General features: G+C 66.6%; 15 protein-coding genes. 9 read left to right on the forward strand and 6 right to left on the reverse strand.

The window, feature by feature from the left end; all coding sequences use genetic code 11:
• Window positions 1-235 precede the first annotated feature (235 nt).
• Window positions 236-1426, forward strand: a complete 1191-nt coding sequence (locus WS51_RS03265; RefSeq protein ID WP_059846644.1) for an O-succinylhomoserine sulfhydrylase — start codon at window positions 236-238, stop codon at window positions 1424-1426.
• Between the two features lie 99 nt (window positions 1427-1525).
• Here WS51_RS03265 and WS51_RS03270 read toward each other — a convergent pair whose 3' ends face one another.
• The 3 genes from WS51_RS03270 to WS51_RS03280 are packed head-to-tail and all read right to left on the reverse strand — an operon-like array spanning window position 1526 to window position 4624.
• On the reverse strand, window positions 1526-2491 hold the full coding sequence (locus WS51_RS03270; protein ID WP_059798726.1) for an NAD-dependent epimerase/dehydratase family protein: 966 nt from the start codon (window positions 2489-2491) through the stop codon (window positions 1526-1528).
• The gene (gene gmd / locus WS51_RS03275; protein ID WP_059450817.1) at window positions 2478-3524 is read right to left on the reverse strand and encodes a GDP-mannose 4,6-dehydratase; all 1047 of its coding nucleotides are present in this window, start codon (window positions 3522-3524) and stop codon (window positions 2478-2480) included. Before gmd ends, WS51_RS03270 begins: the two co-directional genes overlap by 14 nt.
• A 35-nt stretch (window positions 3525-3559) precedes the next feature.
• Complete coding sequence (locus WS51_RS03280; RefSeq protein WP_069228583.1) at window positions 3560-4624, reverse strand: acyltransferase family protein; 1065 nt, start codon at window positions 4622-4624, stop codon at window positions 3560-3562.
• A gap of 185 nt (window positions 4625-4809) precedes the next feature.
• Here WS51_RS03280 and WS51_RS31880 point away from each other — a divergent pair, with 185 nt between their 5' ends.
• The 4 genes from WS51_RS31880 (at window position 4810) to WS51_RS03295 (ending at window position 11446) form a co-directional block, all read left to right on the forward strand.
• A complete protein-coding gene (locus WS51_RS31880) occupies window positions 4810-5013 on the forward strand; it encodes a hypothetical protein (RefSeq protein ID WP_155627611.1) in 204 nt (67 codons plus the stop codon).
• A 104-nt stretch (window positions 5014-5117) separates the two neighbouring features.
• A complete protein-coding gene (locus tag WS51_RS03285; protein WP_069229106.1) occupies window positions 5118-7310 on the forward strand; it encodes an NHL repeat-containing protein in 2193 nt (730 codons plus the stop codon).
• Between the two features lie 207 nt (window positions 7311-7517).
• Window positions 7518-8984, forward strand: a complete 1467-nt coding sequence (locus WS51_RS03290) for a flippase (protein WP_059466702.1) — start codon at window positions 7518-7520, stop codon at window positions 8982-8984.
• The gene (locus WS51_RS03295) at window positions 8981-11446 is read left to right on the forward strand and encodes a glycosyltransferase family 4 protein (protein WP_059543117.1); all 2466 of its coding nucleotides are present in this window, start codon (window positions 8981-8983) and stop codon (window positions 11444-11446) included. Before WS51_RS03290 ends, WS51_RS03295 begins: the two co-directional genes overlap by 4 nt.
• Window positions 11447-11871: 425 nt before the next feature.
• Here the strand turns inward: WS51_RS03295 and WS51_RS03300 are convergent, their stop codons facing one another.
• Window positions 11872-13047: an acyltransferase family protein gene (locus tag WS51_RS03300; protein ID WP_059506312.1), complete on the reverse strand. Its 1176-nt coding sequence runs from the start codon at window positions 13045-13047 to the stop codon at window positions 11872-11874.
• Between the two features lie 213 nt (window positions 13048-13260).
• Between WS51_RS03300 and WS51_RS32435 the strand changes: the two genes are divergently transcribed.
• Both WS51_RS32435 and galU read left to right on the forward strand, forming a co-directional pair.
• The gene (locus tag WS51_RS32435; RefSeq protein ID WP_167347851.1) at window positions 13261-13404 is read left to right on the forward strand and encodes a hypothetical protein; all 144 of its coding nucleotides are present in this window, start codon (window positions 13261-13263) and stop codon (window positions 13402-13404) included.
• Window positions 13405-13632: 228 nt separating this feature from the next.
• The gene (galU, locus tag WS51_RS03310) at window positions 13633-14520 is read left to right on the forward strand and encodes a UTP--glucose-1-phosphate uridylyltransferase GalU (RefSeq protein WP_059450871.1); all 888 of its coding nucleotides are present in this window, start codon (window positions 13633-13635) and stop codon (window positions 14518-14520) included.
• 336 nt (window positions 14521-14856) lie between these two features.
• Here the strand turns inward: galU and WS51_RS03315 are convergent, their stop codons facing one another.
• The gene (locus WS51_RS03315) at window positions 14857-15975 is read right to left on the reverse strand and encodes an acyltransferase family protein (protein WP_059450823.1); all 1119 of its coding nucleotides are present in this window, start codon (window positions 15973-15975) and stop codon (window positions 14857-14859) included.
• A 268-nt stretch (window positions 15976-16243) separates the two neighbouring features.
• Between WS51_RS03315 and WS51_RS03320 the strand changes: the two genes are divergently transcribed.
• On the forward strand, window positions 16244-16693 hold the full coding sequence (locus WS51_RS03320; protein WP_069228585.1) for an HU family DNA-binding protein: 450 nt from the start codon (window positions 16244-16246) through the stop codon (window positions 16691-16693).
• 259 nt (window positions 16694-16952) lie between these two features.
• Complete coding sequence (locus WS51_RS03325; protein WP_069229107.1) at window positions 16953-17753, forward strand: aminoglycoside adenylyltransferase family protein; 801 nt, start codon at window positions 16953-16955, stop codon at window positions 17751-17753.
• Between the two features lie 138 nt (window positions 17754-17891).
• Here WS51_RS03325 and WS51_RS03330 read toward each other — a convergent pair whose 3' ends face one another.
• On the reverse strand, window positions 17892-18365 hold the full coding sequence (locus WS51_RS03330) for a VOC family protein (RefSeq protein WP_059450824.1): 474 nt from the start codon (window positions 18363-18365) through the stop codon (window positions 17892-17894).
• Window positions 18366-18393: the final 28 nt, after the last annotated feature.

Consider the following 18393-nt stretch of genomic DNA (forward strand, 5'->3'; position numbering starts at 1 on the left):
AGCGTGATAGGATGTGGCCTTGCGTCGATTTGATTCAGCTTGCGGACGCGGGGCGACTTCCCAAAACAGCTAAAGCGAAGGCCGGCGGCAGCCGGCCCGAGTCGATCGCTGTCGTACCGCACCGAAGCCCGCTGATGCCGACGCATAGCGGGCTTTTTGTTTTGGCCTGATTTGTGGCTGGGTTCGCGCCCGATGCATGACCCGCGGCGCGACCCTCGAATACGGAAAACGGAACATGGACGACTCCCTCAACTTCGACACGCTCGCCGTGCGCGCGGGCACGCAGCGCAGCAACTTCAACGAGCATTCGGAAGCGCTGTTCCTCACGTCGAGCTTCTGCTTCACGAGCGCGGCCGAGGCTGCCGAGCGCTTCGCGAATTCGGAAGACTATTTCACTTATTCGCGCTTCACGAACCCGACCGTCACCATGTTCCAGGATCGTCTCGCCGCGCTCGAAGGCGGCGAGGCCTGCATCGCGACGGCGTCGGGCATGGCGGCGATCATGTCGGTCGTGATGGCCGCGCTGCAGGCGGGCGATCACCTCGTCAGCTCGCGCAGCCTGTTCGGCTCGACGCTCGGGATGTTCTCGCAGATCTTCAGCAAGTTCGGCATCACGACGACCTTCGTCGATCCGACCGACCTGAACGCATGGCAGGAAGCGGTGCGGCCCGAAACGAAGATGTTCTTCCTCGAAACGCCGTCGAACCCGCTGACCGAACTCGCCGACATCGAGGCGATCGGCAAGATCGCGAAGGCCGCGAACGCACTGTTCGTCGTCGACAACTGTTTCTGTAGCCCGGTACTGCAGCAGCCGCTGAAGCTCGGCGCCGACGTCGTGATGCATTCGGCGACGAAGTTCCTCGACGGGCAGGGCCGCGTGCTCGGCGGCGCGCTGGTCGGCTCGAAGGAATTCATCATGGGCAAGGTGTTCCCGTTCGTGCGCAGCGCGGGCCCGACGCTGTCGGCATTCAACGCGTGGGTGCTGTTGAAGGGAATGGAGACGCTGTCGCTGCGCGTGGAGAAGCAGTCGGCGAATGCGCTGGAAATCGCGCGCTGGCTCGATTCGCATCCGGCCGTCGCGCGCGTGTACTATCCGGGCCTCGAATCGCATCCGCAGCACGAACTCGCGAAGCGCCAGCAGAAGGCGGGCGGTGCGATCGTATCGTTCGAACTGAAGGGCGACACGCCGGAGCAGCAGCGCGCGAATGCGTGGCGCGTGATCGACGGCACGAAGCTGATCTCGATCACCGGCAACCTCGGCGACACGCGCACGACGATCACGCATCCGGCGACGACGACGCATGCCCGCATCACGCCGGAAGCGCGTGCGGCAGCGGGGATCACCGAAGGGCTGATCCGCCTCGCGGTCGGCCTGGAAAACGCCGGCGACCTGCGCAACGATCTCGCGCGCGGCCTCGAGGGCTGAGCACGGCGGCATCGATTGCACGGCCGACATGACGACGGGCCGCTCGATCCGATTGAGCGGCCCGTTTTCATTTGGCCGGCGCCGTGCGCGTCGACGGAATCAGCTCGCCTGCGCGGGCGGCTGCGCGTCGCGCATCGCTTCCATCATCCAGCGCAGCGTGTCGTCGAGCGGCGTCACGGGCAGTTCGCCCACCGCGCGCCGCAGCTTGTCGCGCGACCCGCTCAGGCTTTTCACCTCGTTGTGCCGCACGAAACGCGGATCGATCGTCACGTCGATCACGTAGCCGGCGATCCGCGACAACATCGCCAGCACTTCCTTCAGCGAATACGCGCGTTCCGAGCAGACGTTGAACGTCTCGCCGGCCGGCGCGGCTTCGAGCAGTTTCAGATAGGCGGCCGTCACGTCGCGCACGTCGGAGAAATCGCGGCTCACGTCGAGATTGCCGAGCGAGATGCGCGGCGCATTGCGCGCATAGTGCGACACGAGCTTCGGCAGCAGATACGCATCGTCCTGGCCGACGCCGGTGTAGTTGAACGGCCGCGCGATCACGATCGGCAACCGGTCGGCCCATAGCTTCGCCGCGTATTCCATCGCCAGCTTGCTGACCGCATAGTCGTTCGCGGGAGCGGGAGCGACGGTCTCGTCGAGCACGCCGGCCGTCGAATTGCCGTAGATGTTCGCGCTGCTGGCGAGCAGCACGGCCGACGGGCGGCGCTCGAGGCCCGCGAGCGCGGCCAGCAGGTTGCGCGTGCCGACGATGTTGACCGCGTAAGTCTGCGACGGCTCGTCTTGCGCGACGTGCGCACGCGCGGCCAGATGCACGACCGCGTCGGGCCGCGCGTCGGCGGCCGCCGCGCGCATCGCCTGCGCGTCGAGCAGGTCGACCGGCACCAGCGTGCAGTTCGCGAGTGCCGGATCGTCCGGCCGCGCCGCGCCGGGCGCCACGGTGCCCCACACGTCGTAGCCGGCCGCCTCGAGGCGTTGCGCCATGTAGCGGCCGGTGAAGCCCGTCAAGCCCGTGACGAATGCGCGACGCGACGAGCGCCCGGCATCAGTACGTGTCATGGTGGCTGTTCCGCGTCAGGTCCGCTTCCACCATCATCTGGCAAAGCTGCTCGAGCGTCGTTTTCGGCGCCCAGCCGAGCTTGGATTTTGCCTTGTCCGCGCAGCCGATCAGCAGGTCGACTTCGGCAGGGCGGTAGAACTTCGGGTTGACTTCGACGAGCACGTTGCCGTTCGACGCATCGAGGCCGCGCTCCTGTTCGCCCTTGCCGGTCCATTCGATCTGATAGCCGGCGGCCGCGAACGCCATCTGCACGAAGTCGCGCACGGTCTCGGTGCGGTTGGTCGCGAGCACGTAGGTGTCGGGCTCGTCGACCTGCAGCATCCCCCACATCCCTTCGACGTATTCGAGCGCGAAGCCCCAGTCGCGCTTGGCGTCGAGGTTGCCGAGCTCGAGCTTGCCCGCCTTGCCCAGCTTGATCTTCGCGACGGTGTCGGTGATCTTGCGCGTGACGAACTCGCGGCCGCGCAGCGGCGATTCATGGTTGAACAGAATGCCGCTGCAGCCGAACAGGCCGTATGACTCGCGGTAGTTCACGGTCATCCAGTGCGCGTACAGCTTCGCGACGCCGTACGGGCTGCGCGGGTAGAACGCGGTCGTTTCCGTTTGCGGAATCGCCTGCACCTTGCCGAACATCTCGGATGTCGATGCCTGGTAGAAACGCGTCTTCGGGCTCACCACGCGGATCGCCTCGAGCAGGTTCAGCGGGCCGATGCCCGTGACTTCGGCGGTCGTCGCCGGCTGGTCGAACGACACGCCGACGAAGCTCTGCGCGGCCAGGTTGTACAGCTCGTCGGGCTGCGTGCGCTCGAGCAGCCGCAGGCTGGAGCCGGCATCCGTCAGGTCGTGCTCGACGAGCGACAGGTTCGGGTGCGTGTCGACGCCGAGCTCGGCGATACGCCAGAAGTTCACCGAGCTGGTGCGGCGGTAGGTGCCCGTGACTTCGTAGCCCTTGTCGAGCAGCAGCTTGGTCAGGTAGGCGCCGTCCTGCCCGGTGATCCCCGTGATGATGGCCTTCTTGCGGTTTTGGCTCATGGCAATGTCCTGGTCGAATCGATGGATTGAGAAAATCAGGCGGTCGTGCGCGCGGCGGCGGGCACCGTCGCGCGTGCGGGCCCGCGCGTCAGGCGCCGCTCGAAGCCGTACCAGCTCACGGTGGCGTACGCGAGCGTGATGGCGAGGGCGAGCGCGGCCGTGACGAAGCGGTTCAGGTGCAGCGGCCACAGCGCGTACAGCACGCTCAGGTGAATCAGGTAGACGGTGTAGCTGACGGTGCCGACGTACACGAGCAGCGGGTTCGTCAGCACGCGCTGCACGAGGCCGCGTCCGCGCAGCGCGATCACGACGATCGACGTGCAAAGCAGCAGCGAGATGCTGTAGAGCGCGGCGTTCGACAGCGGCGTGTTCGCCGCGCGGAAACGCGGGAACGACAGGTGCAGCCAGCCGAGGATCGCGAGCGACACGAGCGCGCCGGCGATCGCGAGCGGATAGAACGGCTCCAGCGCGCGGCGGTCGCGGCGCAGCACGATCGCGAGCAATGCGCCCGCGGCGAGCAGGTCCATCCGGAACGGCGTCAGGTAGTAGATCGGCCAGAACGAATCGAACCACGGCGTCGCGATCGCGCGCAGCACGGGCGCCGCGACGATCAGCGCGGCGGCGATCCACAGCAGCGCGCGCTCGGAACACCAGAGCACGACGAACGGCCAGAAGATGTAGAACTGCTCCTCGACGGCGAGCGACCACAGCACGTTCAGGCTGTCGTGACCGATGCTGCCGAGCGACAGCCCGATGTTGGTCGAGAAGAACGCGAACCACGGCCAGTGCGGCAGCCAGCTCGCGCCGAACAGCAGCGTCGACACGATCAGCAGCAGCACGTACGGCGGCAGGATGCGGCGCACGCGGCGTGCGTAGAAGTGACTGAAGTACGACTGTCCGCGCGCCTTGCGATCGAGCAGGATGCCGGTGATCAGCAGGCCGCTCAGCACGAAGAACAGATCGACGCCCATCCATAGCGGCGCCTTCAGCGCGTGTTGCAGGAACACGGCGCCGACCGCGATCGCGCGCAGTCCGTCGAGCTGCACGATGCGGCCGTGTTGCGGCGGGGCGAGGTCGGCGGGGCGCGAGATGCCCGTCATCGCGCCGCTCCTTCGCGACGCGCGGCCGATGCCGTGCTGCGCCGCGCATCCGATGCGTGAACGTAATGCATGCGTTTAAATGAAATATTGAATCGAAATCGATTCTAGGGAAAAGAAATCGGCAAAAAAACGCATGTCATTTATTCGGCTGAAAGCATTCGAATGCCGGCCGTTTCAATCACGACATGAAAGGTTTGCAGGCCATGCGCGCCGGCGGGCGGGCCGAGGCGGCATTTTCTACGGGGCGCCGGATGAAAGGCGGTCGATATTGCCGCTTCCACGCGTCAAATTTCGGCTGTTCCGGTTCAATATTTCTCGCGGAAACATCCCCAAATATTTCCAAATTTCTTGTGATTATTTTTGCTTGTAACCTGCATCGCGACGTTTGAAACCCATTTAGCGACAGGTCATCAGCGCAGGCCGCATGCCCGCGGCGCCGGTCGCTTTCGCATCGAGTCTGGAGAGCGCATTGCGACGTCTGATTCTGGTTGGCATGACGGTATGCGCGGTGCTGTCCGCGAGCGCCGCCCCGGCTGAAACCGTATTGCCCGCGACCACGTCGTGGATCGGCAACACGTTCGGCTATGGCGACGGCAGCTGGACGCAGATCGATATTCGCGCGATCGCGGTGACGTCCGACGGCAAGGTGTATACGAATGCGCCGTGGGACGAGAGCGGCGCCGAGGCGAGCGTCTACCAGGACGGAAAGATGCTCGGCTTCGCGGGCGGCACGCACGGCTGGGGCAACCTCGGCGGCAACGCCGTGGCGGTGAACAGCAAATATGTGTACGTCGCGATCGGCGTCGGCAACGAGCGCGGCCATCTGCAGTCGCCGGGCATCTGGCCGGACAAGGGCAAGCAGTGGTTCGGCATTTCGCGCCGCACGATCGGCGACATGAAGCAGCCGGCGCCGTTCCGCGCGGCGCCGCAGGTCGCGCCCGGCGGGCGCGCCGATGCCGGCCGCGCGCGAATGGCGGCCAGCTTCATGATGGTCAACGAGGTGCCGGCTCCGGCCCGCTCGGAAGTGGGCGACGCGAAAGCGGAAGTCGGCGGCCTCGCGGCCGACGACAAGACGTTGTTCGCGACGAATCCGTCGCATGACGCGGTGGACGTCTATGACGCCGAGACGATGCAGAAGAAGGCCACGTGGAGCGCGCACGAGCCCGGCCGCATCGCGCTGGCCGGCGACGGCACGCTGTGGCTGCTCACCGATACGATCGGCGGGCCCGCGCATCTCGTGCACGTGCGCCCAGACGGCCGCAAGCTCGACGACGCGCCCGCGCTGCCCGACGGCACCGATGCGGTGGATGTGGCGGTCGACGCGAAAGGGCGCGTGCTGGTGGCGGACAACGGGCCTCGGCAACAGGTGCTGATCGTCTCGAAAGGCGGCAAGGGCTATGCGCCGTCGGGCACGCTCGGCGAGCGCGGCGGCATCTTCGCTGGCCCGGTGCCGGGCCGCCCGGGGCCGCAGCGCTTCAACGGGCTGACCGGCGTGGGCGTCGATCGGGCGGGCAACGTCTATGTGTCGATGAACGGCATCGGGCCGCGTCACGACACGATCGGCGCGGGGCTCGGCGCGGTGCTCGAGAGCTATGCGCCGGACGGCAAGCTGCGCTGGCAGGTGCAGGGGCTGCTGTTCGTCGACGGCGCGTGGCTCGATCCGGCGCGGCCGAACAGCGTGTACACGGGCAACAAGCGCTTCGAGCTCGATCTGTCGAAACCGCCCGGCCAGGACTGGAAATATGTCGGCTTCCTGTCGAACCGCTTCAAGTATCCGGACGATCCCGTGTTCCACACGGACCAGTATCCCGGCATGCCGTTCGCGCGGCGCATCGACGGCCGCACGTTCCTGTACCTGACCGACATGTACGCCGACCACTTGAAGATCTATCGCTTCGACGCGAAGCGCGACGGCGAGGTCGCGATTCCGTCGGGCCTGATCGCGGGCCGCGCGCGGCCGGTCGACAAGGTGCCGAACAAGCCGCCCGGCGGCGACTGGATCTGGCGCGACACCAACGGCAACGGCCGGCTCGACGAGGACGAATTCACGACCAACACGACGAGCAAGGCGAAGGCGGGCGGCTGGGGCTGGTGGGTCGACACGAAGGGCGACATCTGGCGCACGAGCGACGTGCGCGGCATTCACCGCTTCGCTTACGGCGGCATCGACAAGGCCGGCAACCCGATCTACTCGTACGACAAGGTCACGACCTATCCGATGCCGCAGCCGTTCACGCAGCTGCGCCGCGCGATCTACGAGCCGCAGACGGACACGCTTTACGTGACGGGCTACACGGCCGACGCGCCGCCGCAGCCGGGCATCAACAAGGAAGTCGGCCGCGTGCTGGTGCGCTTCGACAAATGGTCGACCGGCTCGCCGGTGGTGCGCTACACGGTCGCGTTGCCCTGGCAGCTCGACGCGAAGCCGATCCTCGACCTGATCGGCATCACGGTCGAGGGCCGCTACATCTTCACGGTGGAGCCGGTCGGCAAGATCCACGTGTACGACAAGGAAACCGGCAAGGAAGTCGGCGTGATGAGCCCGGGCGCGGAGGTCGGCAAGGCGTCGGGCTGGGTCGACGTGCCGTTCGGCATCAGCGCGTTCCGGCGCGAGAACGGCGAATACCTGGTGTTCGTCGAGGAAGACGCACGCGGCAAGGTGCTGATGTATCGCTGGAAACCGTGACGGGCGGCACGTTGCCGGCGCCGCAGGCCCGTTTCAGCCAGGGACGTGCCGTTCCGGAGGCCAGCCCGGCGAACGTTTTTTAATCAAGGGAACGTGCGTTGCCCGCCGTATTGCGGCATCGGTCGTCGCTTCCCCGGCGCGGCATCACGACCGGCAATGCACGTTCGCAAGCCCGTCATCGGCGGGAACAGGCCCATGGGCACAAGCATGGACAAAGGCATACTCAAGAACGTTTCGATCAACTTCATCGGCCTGATCCTGCCGACCTTCGTGTCGCTGGTGACGGTGCCCGCGTACATTCACGCGCTGGGCGTCGAACGCTACGGCGTCGTCAGCCTCGTATGGACGCTGATCGGCTATTTCGGAATCCTGGATCTCGGGATGAGCATGGCCGCGCAGAACCACATCTCGAAGGCGCTCGCGAGCGGCAACGCGGACGAAAGCGCGCGCGTCTTCTGGAGCGCGTTCTGGCTGAACCTCGGCACCGGCATCGTTGGCGGGCTGCTGATCTATTTCGGTGCGTTCGTCTACACCGCGTATTTCACGAAGGTGTCGGCGGCGATGCAGCACGAGGTGTATCTCGCATTGCCGTGGCTCGCGCTCGCGATTCCGCTCGCGAACGTGTCGTGGGTGTTCGCCGGCGCGATCAACGGCGCCGAACGGTTCGGCGTGTTCAACACGAACCAGACGATCGGCACGTTCCTGTTCCAGTTGCTGCCGCTCGGCGCCGCATGGTGGATCGCGCCGAACCTGCAGACGGTGCTGGCCGCGGCGGTCGTCGCGCGGCTGATCGCGGCGGTGATGCTCGGTCACGCGAGCATCAAGGTGCTCGCCATCCGGCGCATCGATCCGCCGCAGTGGGGCACCGCGAAAGGGCTGTTCAATTTCGGCGGCTGGATGCTGATCGCGAGCACGACCAGCATGATCGCCGACACGCTCGATCGCGTGATGCTCGGCGCGGGCATGGGCGCGAAGTTCGTCACCTATTACACGGTTCCGCAGAACCTCGTCACGCGGCTGAACATGCTGCCGAACGCGCTGGTGCGCACGCTGTTTCCGCGGCTGTCGGCGGTTGGCCGCGAGCATGCCGATACGCTCGCGCGCCAGTCGCTCGAATTCCTGAACGGCGTGTTCACGCCGGTCGGCATCGTCGCGATCTTCGCGCTCGCGCCGTTCCTCACGCTGTGGGTCGGCGCCGATCTCGCCGCGCATTCGGCGCCGGTCGGGCGCGTGCTGGTGATCAGCGTATGGCTCGTCGGGCAGGCGAGCGTCACACGGATCCTGATCCAGTCGCAGGTCAATCCGGCCCGGGCGGCGTTCGCCGGGCTCGTCGAGATGCCGTTCTTCGTCGGCGGCCTGTGGCTCGGCATCCATCACTTCGGGCTGATCGGCGCGGCGGTGGTCGTCGCGGCCCGCGCGCTGGTCGATTACGGCGTGCTGCTTTACCTGTCGGCGATCCGGATGCGCGCGATCGTGCTCGACATGCTCGCGCATCTCGCCTTCCTGCTCGCGAGCCTGTTTCTCGCGCAAGCGTGGCCGGGGCTCGGCGAGTCGATCGGCCTCTGCGCGGTCGTGCTGGTGCTGAATCTTGCGTGGTCGCTCACGATGACGCCGGCCCTGCGCGCACTCGCGCGCGACCTGTTCGTCCGTCTCAATGCGAGGAAAACCGTATGAATCGCGATCTGGCGGAACACGCCATCCTGAATCTCGCCACGGCGGATGCCGCCGCGGCCGAAGCCGGCGACACCGCCGCGCTGCGCCGGACCGAACCGCGCGCGCACGCGGGCGCACGCGATGCATCGCGTCCGCTGCGCGTGGCGATCGTCCACGACTGGCTCGTCACGTACGCCGGCGCCGAGCGCGTGCTCGAACAGATCGTCGCGTGCTTTCCCGATGCGGACCTGTTCAGCCTCGTCGATTTCCTCGACGATCGCACGTTCGTGCGCGGCAAGCCGGTGACGACCTCGTTCATCCAGAAGCTGCCGTTTGCGCGCACCAAGTACCGCAGCTACCTGCCGTTGATGCCGCTCGCGATCGAGCAGCTCGACGTGTCCGACTACGATCTCGTGATCTCCAGCAGCCACGCGGTCGCGAAGGGCGTGCTGACCGGGCCGGACCAGATGCACATCAGCTACGTGCATTCGCCGATCCGCTACGCGTGGGACCTCCAGCATCAGTATCTGGAACAGTCGAACCTCACGCACGGGCCGAAGTCGCTGCTCGCGCGGATGATCCTGCATTACATCCGCAACTGGGACACGCGCACCGCGAATGCGGTGGACGGCTTCGTCGCGAATTCGGCGTTCATCGCGCGACGCATCCGCAAGGTGTATCACCGCGACGCGGCGGTGATTTTCCCGCCAGTCGACGTCGACGGCTTCTCGCTGAACGAAGCGAAGGACGATTTCTACCTGACCGCGTCGCGGATGGTGCCGTACAAGAAGATCGACCTGATCGTCGAAGCGTTCTCGCGCACGCCGGAGCGCAAGCTCGTCGTGATCGGCGACGGCCCGGAGATGCAGAAGATCCGCGCGAAGGCCGGCCCGAACGTCGAGATCATGGGCTATCAGCCGTTCGCGGTGCTGCACGACCGGATGCGGCGTGCGAAGGCGTTCGTGTTCGCGGCCGAGGAGGATTTCGGCATCTCGGTGGTCGAGGCGCAGGCATGCGGCACGCCCGTGATCGCATACGGCAAGGGCGGTGCGCTCGAGACGGTGCTCGAACCGCGCGCACACGCGAATCCGACCGGGCTGTTCTTCGACGAACAGACGCCGCACGCGATCGTCGCGGCGGTCGACGATTTCGAACGCGCGCCGCAGCGCTTCACGCCGCAGGCGTGCCGCGCGAACGCGGAGCGCTTTTCCGCAGAAACGTTCCGGCGGCGCTTTCTCGACTACGTGGAGGCCGCGCTGCCCGGCGCGACCGCGCAGCGCGGCACGGCCGTCGCACCGATGCCGCCCGCGCGCGGCCCGGCGACGCTCGTGCTCGACCAGAGCGGCGTGCTCGGCGGCGCGGAGCTGTCGTTGCTGGAAATCATGAAGCACATGCGCGCGAACGCCGACGTGGTGCTGTTCGACGACGGGCCCTTCCGCGCGGCGCTCGATGAGATCGGCGCGCGCGTCGACGTGCTCGACCAGGGCGCGCTCGCCGGCGTACGCAAGCAGGGCGGCGTGTCGGCCGGTGCGTTGAAGCAGCTGTTCTCGCTCGTGCGCGACGTTGCACGGCGCGCACGCCGCGCCGAGGTGATCTACGCGAACACGCAGCGCGCGATGGTCGTCGCGGCGCTGGCCGGGCGGCTCGCGCGCAAGCCGGTGGTCTGGCACCTGCGCGACATCGTCAGCGGCGACCATTTCGGCAGCAAGCAGCTGATGGCGATCAAGTACTGCGCACGGTTCGGCGTCACGCGCGTGATCGCAAACTCCGACGCGTCCGCGCAGGCATTCCGTGCGTTGACGGGCTTCACGCCGCAGCACGTCGACGTCGTGTTCAACGGCATTTCGGCCGAACCGTTCGATGCGCTGGACACGGCCAGCCAGCCCGCGCTGCGCGCGCGCTTCGGGTTACCCGAGCACGCGTGGCTCGTCGGCTCGTTCAGTCGCCTCGCGCACTGGAAGGGGCAGCATCTGCTGCTGGAGGCCGCGGCTCGCCATCCCGACATGCACGTCGTGCTGGTGGGCGCGCCGCTGTTCGGCGAGGACGAATACGCGGCGCAGCTGCACGAGATCGTCGCGCGTCATGGAATGGACGACCGCGTGCACTTTCTGGGATTCCAGCGCGACGTGGCCGCGTGCATGAAGGCGGTCGACGTGGTTGCGCACACGTCGATCACGCCGGAGCCGTTCGGGCGCGTGATCGTCGAAGGCATGCTTGCGCGGCGGCCGGTGGTCGCGGCCCGTGCGGGCGGGGTCGTCGAGATCATCGAGGACGGCGAAAACGGGCTGCTGTGCGAGCCGGGCAACGCAGCCGCGCTGGCCGACGCACTGGCCACGCTGCAGCGCGACGCCGCGCTGCGCGAACGGCTCGTCGCGAGCGGGCGGGCGACCGCGGTGCGCCGGTTCGGCACCGAGACTTATGTGGAGCGGGTCGAGAAAATCCTCGCGGATACGGCGAAGGCCGCGAAGGCGAAGAAGCGGTAGAGGCGGCAGATGCGGTGCGTGGGCGCGTTGCGACGCCATGCGCCGGGAAGCGAACCCTCATGCGGCGACGTGCTGCATGAGGGTTTTGCGTTTGGGCGGGCGGGAGCGTGGCGGCCGTCAGGCGCGGAGCGGCGGAGGTGAGCTGCTGCCGATGCATTGGCGCATGGGCCTGCCGGGCAGCCTTGCCATTTGGCCCGGAAACACTTCACGGAATCCCCTGAGCGGCGCCGTGAGGTCGTACCGTGCAGCCGGCAGGCGGCGGGGCGATTCGACGATCGGGCAGCCGCCCGGACGGCGTGCGAACTGCGATTCGCCAAACCCGCCTTCCCGACGCGCAAACGCATCCCGCACACGCATGGCGCCCATGAAAATGCCCCCGCACGACTTGAGCTCGCGCGGGGGCCGGGCGTGCCGTAACGGCGCGTTCAGGCAGCCTGTTCCGGGGCCGGTGCGACGACGCGGGGCGCGCGCGTCGGCTTCAGGCTGGCCGACCACATCATCGCCGGGCGTTCGAACAGCCGGTAGAACAGGTAAGCGACCGGAATCGCGGCGGCCATGAATGCAACCGACGGCCAGATCGACAGTTGCAGTTCGGAGTGGAACAGCACCGAGCCGAGGCAGACGAACAGCGGCAGGTGGATCAGATACAGCGAGTAGCTGAAGTCGCCGAACCACCCGAGCACGCGCAGGAGCGGCGTCGGGCGCGGCGGGCAGGCGAGCGCGCGGTACAGGAAGCACGCGAAGCCGGCCGCCCACAGCTGGAACGCGCCGTACTGGCCGAAATGGAACGCGCCGCAGCCCGCGGCGAGCAGCGCGGCGGCCGCGAGGTACCACGCGCGCGACGGCACGGCGGCGGTGCCGCGCGCCGGCTGCGCGCGCACGTCGGCGATCCATGCGCCGACCGTCCAGGACAGCCAGTACGACGTGAAGAACTGCAGGTCGTGCCGTTCGAGCAGCCACGCCGACGCGACGTTGACGAGCGCGACGGCCGCCACGATGGCCGGCATGCCGATGCGCCGGCGCAGCGCGAACAGCAGCGGGTAGATCGCATAGAACTGCACTTCGAGCGACAGTGTCCACAGCGCGCCGTTCGATCCGTACGTATAGCCGGCGACGCCCTGCAGCGAGAACAGGTTCACGAGGAACGCGGTGATGCCGACATCGCGGATCTTGTGGCTGACCGGCGCGATCTGCAGGCTCACCGCGTCCATCGCAAGCGTGAACAGCAGCGCGGCGAGCAGCACCGGATAGATGCGGGCGAAGCGGCGCGCCCAGAAGTTGGGCGCATCGAGCCGATATGCGGGGTTGGCCGCAAGCTTGAGCGCCGCGTTGCGGTGAATGCAGTAACCGCTGATCACGAAGAAGATCGGCACGCCGGCGGAGCCCCAGGCGAACGGGAAAGTCAGGTAGCCGGCGATCACGCTCGGGCTGAGTGCATGACCGTAAGCATGATGGAAGCTCTGCATGCCGACCCAGACGACCTGACGGCAGTGGAAATAGGCGACGAGCAGCGCCGCGAAGCCGCGCATCGCGTCGATCACGTGTTCCTTGTGGTCGGCGACGGGCGGCGCGGCCAAAGACGATCCGCTGAAAGCTTGCATGCGATTCGATTCCTTGCGACGGATGAAGGGGATGGTCCAATCGTAATGCGCAAGAATTCGATCGAATGAATAAAAAAATCCCGCCCGTAAATGATGTCGTTTCAGATGGTGGTGTTATTCAGGTCTGAAAGCGGTTTCGTCGCCGCCACAATTATTTGCCGATTTTTTTCTGATAGTTTGAAGCTCCAGTTGATTGATGCAAGGAGCGGCAAGATGGACATGCATTGGATCGCGAGCGCGGCAGTACTGCTGGTCATGGCCGTGCTGTCGGCATACCGCGAGGCGCTGAAGAACGAGCCGATTCGCCCGGGGCTCGAGCGGGGCGGCGTCCCGTATATCGAGGAATTCGATTCGTAAGAATTTGTATCCGGGAAATCGGTAATTTGTTTATGTCCGGGTGCCGGGTTCGGCAATATCGACCGGATTCACGGATTATCCGTTTTCTGGAAACATGGGCAATAGGTCCATATCGAAAATGAGCGGAGTGGAATTGGCCGTGCCGCCGGTTCTCGATATGCCGTTCGAAAAACAATCGCGCCGGGTCGCGCAGCGATGCGGCGCAGTCAACGCAATCAGGATGCGAACATGTTGAAAGTCACCAAGGCCGTGTTCCCCGTTGCCGGTCTCGGCACGCGGTTCCTCCCGGCAACGAAGGCGAGCCCGAAGGAAATGCTGCCCGTCGTCGACAAGCCGCTGATCCAGTACGCGGTCGAGGAAGCGATCAACGCCGGTATCACCGAGATGATCTTCGTGACGGGGCGTAGCAAGCGTGCGATCGAGGATCACTTCGACAAGTCCTACGAGATCGAGGCCGAGCTCGAGGCGCGCGGCAAGGAAAAGCTGCTCGAGCTCGTGCGCGGCATCAAGCCGAGCCACGTGAACTGCTTCTACGTGCGCCAGCCGGAGGCGCTCGGCCTCGGCCACGCGGTGCTGTGCGCGGAAAAGCTCGTGCACGGCGAGCCGTTCGCGGTGATTCTCGCAGACGACCTGCTGCACGGCGAGCAGCCGGTGCTCAAGCAGCTCGTCGACGTGTTCGACCACTATCACAGCTCGGTGATCGGGGTCGAGACGATTCCGCGCGAGGACAGCCGCTCGTACGGCGTCGTCGAAGGCCGCGAGTGGGAAGAGGACATCATCAAGCTGTCGGGCATCATCGAGAAGCCGGCGCCGGAAGACGCGCCGTCGAACCTCGGCGTGGTGGGCCGCTACGTGTTCATGCCGACGATCTTCGATCACCTGCGCAAGCTCAAGCCGGGCGCCGGCGGCGAGCTGCAGCTCACCGACGCGATCCAGACGCTGCTCGCGAACGAACAGGTGCTCGCGTATCGCTACTACGGCACGCGTTTCGATTGCGGCAGCAAGATCGGCTACCTCAAGGCGACCGTCGAGCTCGCACTCCAGCATCCGGAAGTGAGCCGCGAATTCGAGGCGTACCTGCGTACCTGCCTGCCCGCGCTGGCTGCCGTCGCGTAAGCAGCCGCGCTGCTCCATTGTTTCAGGTGGTGGTTGTTCCGTTGGCCCCGGCTGCCTCGTGCGTCGGGGCTTTTTTGCGTGTGGACGAAGCGCGGGCGGGCGGCGGCGGGTGAGCGGCGGTGCCGGTTGCGGGCGGATTCGTGCGGGTGATTGCGCGAAGATTCCGGTATGCCGCCGGACGGCGATGCCGGTTCTGGCGCGTCGTGCGTTGAGCGGTGCGCCGGATGCCGGACACCTGACGTCGCGGCGATGAAACCATTGCCGGCGCGCCGGTCGTGTACGTGCCGATGAGCGCGGCTGCCGCCTGGCTGCGTCGCGTTCGCGCCGGTATCGCGCTCAGCGCGGCGACGTGCTCGGCCGCGTGACGAAGTACCGGGCGAGCATCGCGGCGATCGGCTTCTTGAGATCGAGCAGGCGCCTTTCCAGATAGCGCCACGACAGGTGCGCGAGCAGCACGGCGAGCGCGAACTGCAGCACTTCGGGCAGCACTTCCCGGACGATTCCGGGCATCGGCACGTGCGCGAACAGCGCGGGCATCTCGCCGAAACGTGCCGGAATCAGGTTGTGGAACAGGTAGAAGCCGTAGCTGATCGTGCCGAGATAGACGAGCGGCGCCCAGTCGAGCAGTGCCACGGCCGGATGGTCGGGCTCGGTGACGATCCACAGCATCAGCGCGCCGAGCGACGCGGACAGGCCAAGATCCACGAGCCCCGTCACGATGTCCGGCAGCATCGTGAACGCGGGCAGCGCGAGGAAGAACACGACGCCGGCGGCGCCGAGCCAGCCGGGCGGAATGCGGCGGACGACGCTCTGGCCGCGATCGGCGAGCGCCATCGCACCGACGCCGCCCAGCGCGATCAGCGCGAAATTCCACGGGGAAAACGCGTAGATCAGCACCGGCGATGCATCGAGCGCGTAGAGCGCGAGATGCGCGAACGCGCACAGCACGACGGCCGCGACGCCGAGCGCGACGTGACGCGCGGCCGGCACCGCGAGCAGCGTGAGCGGCGCAATCAGATAGAACTGCTGTTCAACCGCGAGGCTCCAGAAGTGCGACGTGGAGCCCGGCCAGCCGTCCTTCACGACGCCGATCCAGTAATTCGACAGGAACGTCGCGTGCCACGCGAGCCCGAGATTGACGCCGCGCTGGTAGAACAGCGCGTGCGCGATCGCGAGCGCGGCGAGCAGCAGGTAATAGACGGGAAAAATCCGCAGCGCGCGCTTCGCGAGGAACAGCGCCAGCGCATGGCGGCGCGTCATCGTACCGCATTCGATCGCCTGACGGTTGCGATGCAGTTCGCCGACGATCAGGAATCCGCTGATGAAGAAGAACGTCCACACACCGAGCTTGCCGACGTCGACAGCGAGGACGTGGCCTTTGTGGGACAGGAAAACGAGGATGACGGCGATGGCTCGCAGGCCGTCGAGTCCTTTGACGTATCTGACTTCGCGCATGAAGGCATCCGGGGCACTGAGCGAGGTCAGTATAGGTGCGCAAATATCGAACGTAATTCGCGATCCGGTGCGTTTGGACGTATACGTGAAGGCGTTTTTCGATGCCGGCGCGCCGTCGAAGTCGGTCGCGCGCAACAAAACCTGCGGGAAACCCCGCGAAAACGCATAAAAGTACTGCACGAAGCGTCGAGGCGCTTGTAGAATCCGGCGTTGAAGCGCGCGCGTTGCACGCTTCGTGTATCCAACGACCACACCTGGTAGGAGAAACATGGCGACTTCCGCAAAAAAGGTGGCCAAGAAGGCTGCCGCACCGGCGACCAAGAAAGTGGCTGCCAAAAAGGCTGCGCCCGCGAAGAAAGTAGTGGCCAAGAATGCTGTCGCGAAGGCAGCACCGGCTGCTCCGACGCCGCTGAAGGACAAGTTCACGAAGGCATCGCTCGCAACGCACATCGCTGAGCGCGCAGCTGTCGAAGTGAAGGCGGTCAAGGCGGTCCTCGCCGCACTCGAGAACGTCGTGCTGGGCTCGGTTCACAAGAAGGGCGCAGGCGAATTCACGCTGCCGGGTCTGCTGAAGATCACGGCACAAGTCGTGCCGGCGAAGAAGAAGCGCTTCGGCAAGGATCCGTTCACGGGCGAAGAGCGCTGGTTCCCGGCGAAGCCGGCCAGCGTGCGCGTGAAGGCACGTGCGCTGAAGAAGCTGAAGGACGCGGCTGCGTAATGCAGCGTGACGGTCGCCGAATGCATGTCGGCGGCCGTTGCGATGTCCGACGATCCCCGTACGCGAAAGCGTGCGGGGATTTTTATTGCGCCGCGCAAATCGCGCGTACGCGCCGGTATCGTGCGGCGCGAATACGGCACGACGTGACGCGTATCGGGTACTGCGGGCCGCTTGCGCCGATGACCGAATCGGCGTGTTCGTGCCGGCGCGCGGCTGGCCATCGCCGCATGCGGCGCGCAGGTCGCGCGGAGCTCGAATCATGAACGCGACGAGCGTTCCCGCCGGGATCGGCGACCAGGTGACAGCCGCTTGCGCCTTGCTCGACCGGCATCTCGGCGCGGCGCTTCAGGCGGTGCATCTGTTCGGCTCGGCGCTCGACGGCGGGCTGAAGCCGCGCAGCGACATCGACCTGCTGGTGACGGTGGCCGCCTCGCCGGGCGACGCGGTGCGGCGTGCGCTGATGCTCGATTTGCTCGACGTGTCCGCGCCGCCGCAGTGCGATGCACGCATGCGCGCGCTGGAAGTCACCGTGCTTGTGCGCGACGACGTGGTGCCGTGGCGTCATCCGGCCCGGCGCGAACTGCAATTCGGCGAATGGCTGCGCCGCGATCTGTGCGCGGGTATCGTCGAACCGGCGTGCGTCGATCACGATCTCGCGATTCTGTTGACGAAGGTTCGACAGCACGACGTTGCGCTGCGCGGGCCGCGCGCGGCCGCATGGTTCGACGCGGTGCCCGCACGCGATTTCATCGCCGCGCTCCGCGCGACGGTTGCGCAGTGGGATGCGGAGCCGGACTGGCGCGGCGACGAATGCAACGTCGTGCTCGCGCTCGCACGCGTCTGGTACAGCGCCGCAACCGGCAGGATCGCGCCGAAGGATGTCGCCGCGGCATGGGCGCTGGAGCGCCTGCCCGACACGTACCGGCCCGTCTTGTCGGCTGCGCGTGCGGTGTATCTGCGCGGCGACGGTGACGGGGCCGGCACGCTGTTGTCGGGCCGGCCGGTTGCCGCATTCGTGCGTGACGTGCGACCGATCGTCGAAGCCATGTTGCCGGCATAGCTGCGAGAGACCGGCCGCCGCGCGCGATTGCGTCGCGGCGTGATGCAATCCCGTCGACGGTCGCCGTCATGCGCGTCTCTTGCGCCCTCCACGAGCGTGCCGATGCCGGCCGAAGGCAGCCGCCACGCCCGCGCCTCGTCAGCCCGCCGTGCCCGCGTAGGCGGCCTCCAGCGCGGCGACGTCGAACTTCGTCATCTGCATCATGGCCGCGGCCACGCGCGCGGCCTTCACCTCGTCGCGATCGGCCATCATCGGGATCAGCGCGTCGGGCACGATCTGCCACGAGACACCGAAGCGGTCACGCAGCCAGCCGCAGCCGTCGGCCGTGCCGCCGTTGTCGAGCAGCGCGCTCCAGTAGCGGTCGAGTTCCGCCTGGTCGGCGCAGCTGATCATCAGCGAGATCGCGTGGTTGAAGGTTTCGGTGCGCGGGTGGCTCATCGCGATGAACGGCTGCCCGAACAGCTCGAATTCGACCATGCGGGTGCCGTCCGTGCCGGCGATCGCCGTGACGCGCACGACGCGCGAGTTCGGGAAAATGCCCGCATAGAAGGCTGCGGCTTCTTCGGCTTCGGTCGCGTACCAGAGGAACGGCGTGATCTTCTGAATCGTCATGGAGTGTCTCCTGTCGGATGTCGGTGAG

The organism is Burkholderia territorii (assembly GCF_001718335.1).
In the GTDB taxonomy this organism is placed as follows: Bacteria; Pseudomonadota; Gammaproteobacteria; order Burkholderiales; family Burkholderiaceae; genus Burkholderia; species Burkholderia territorii.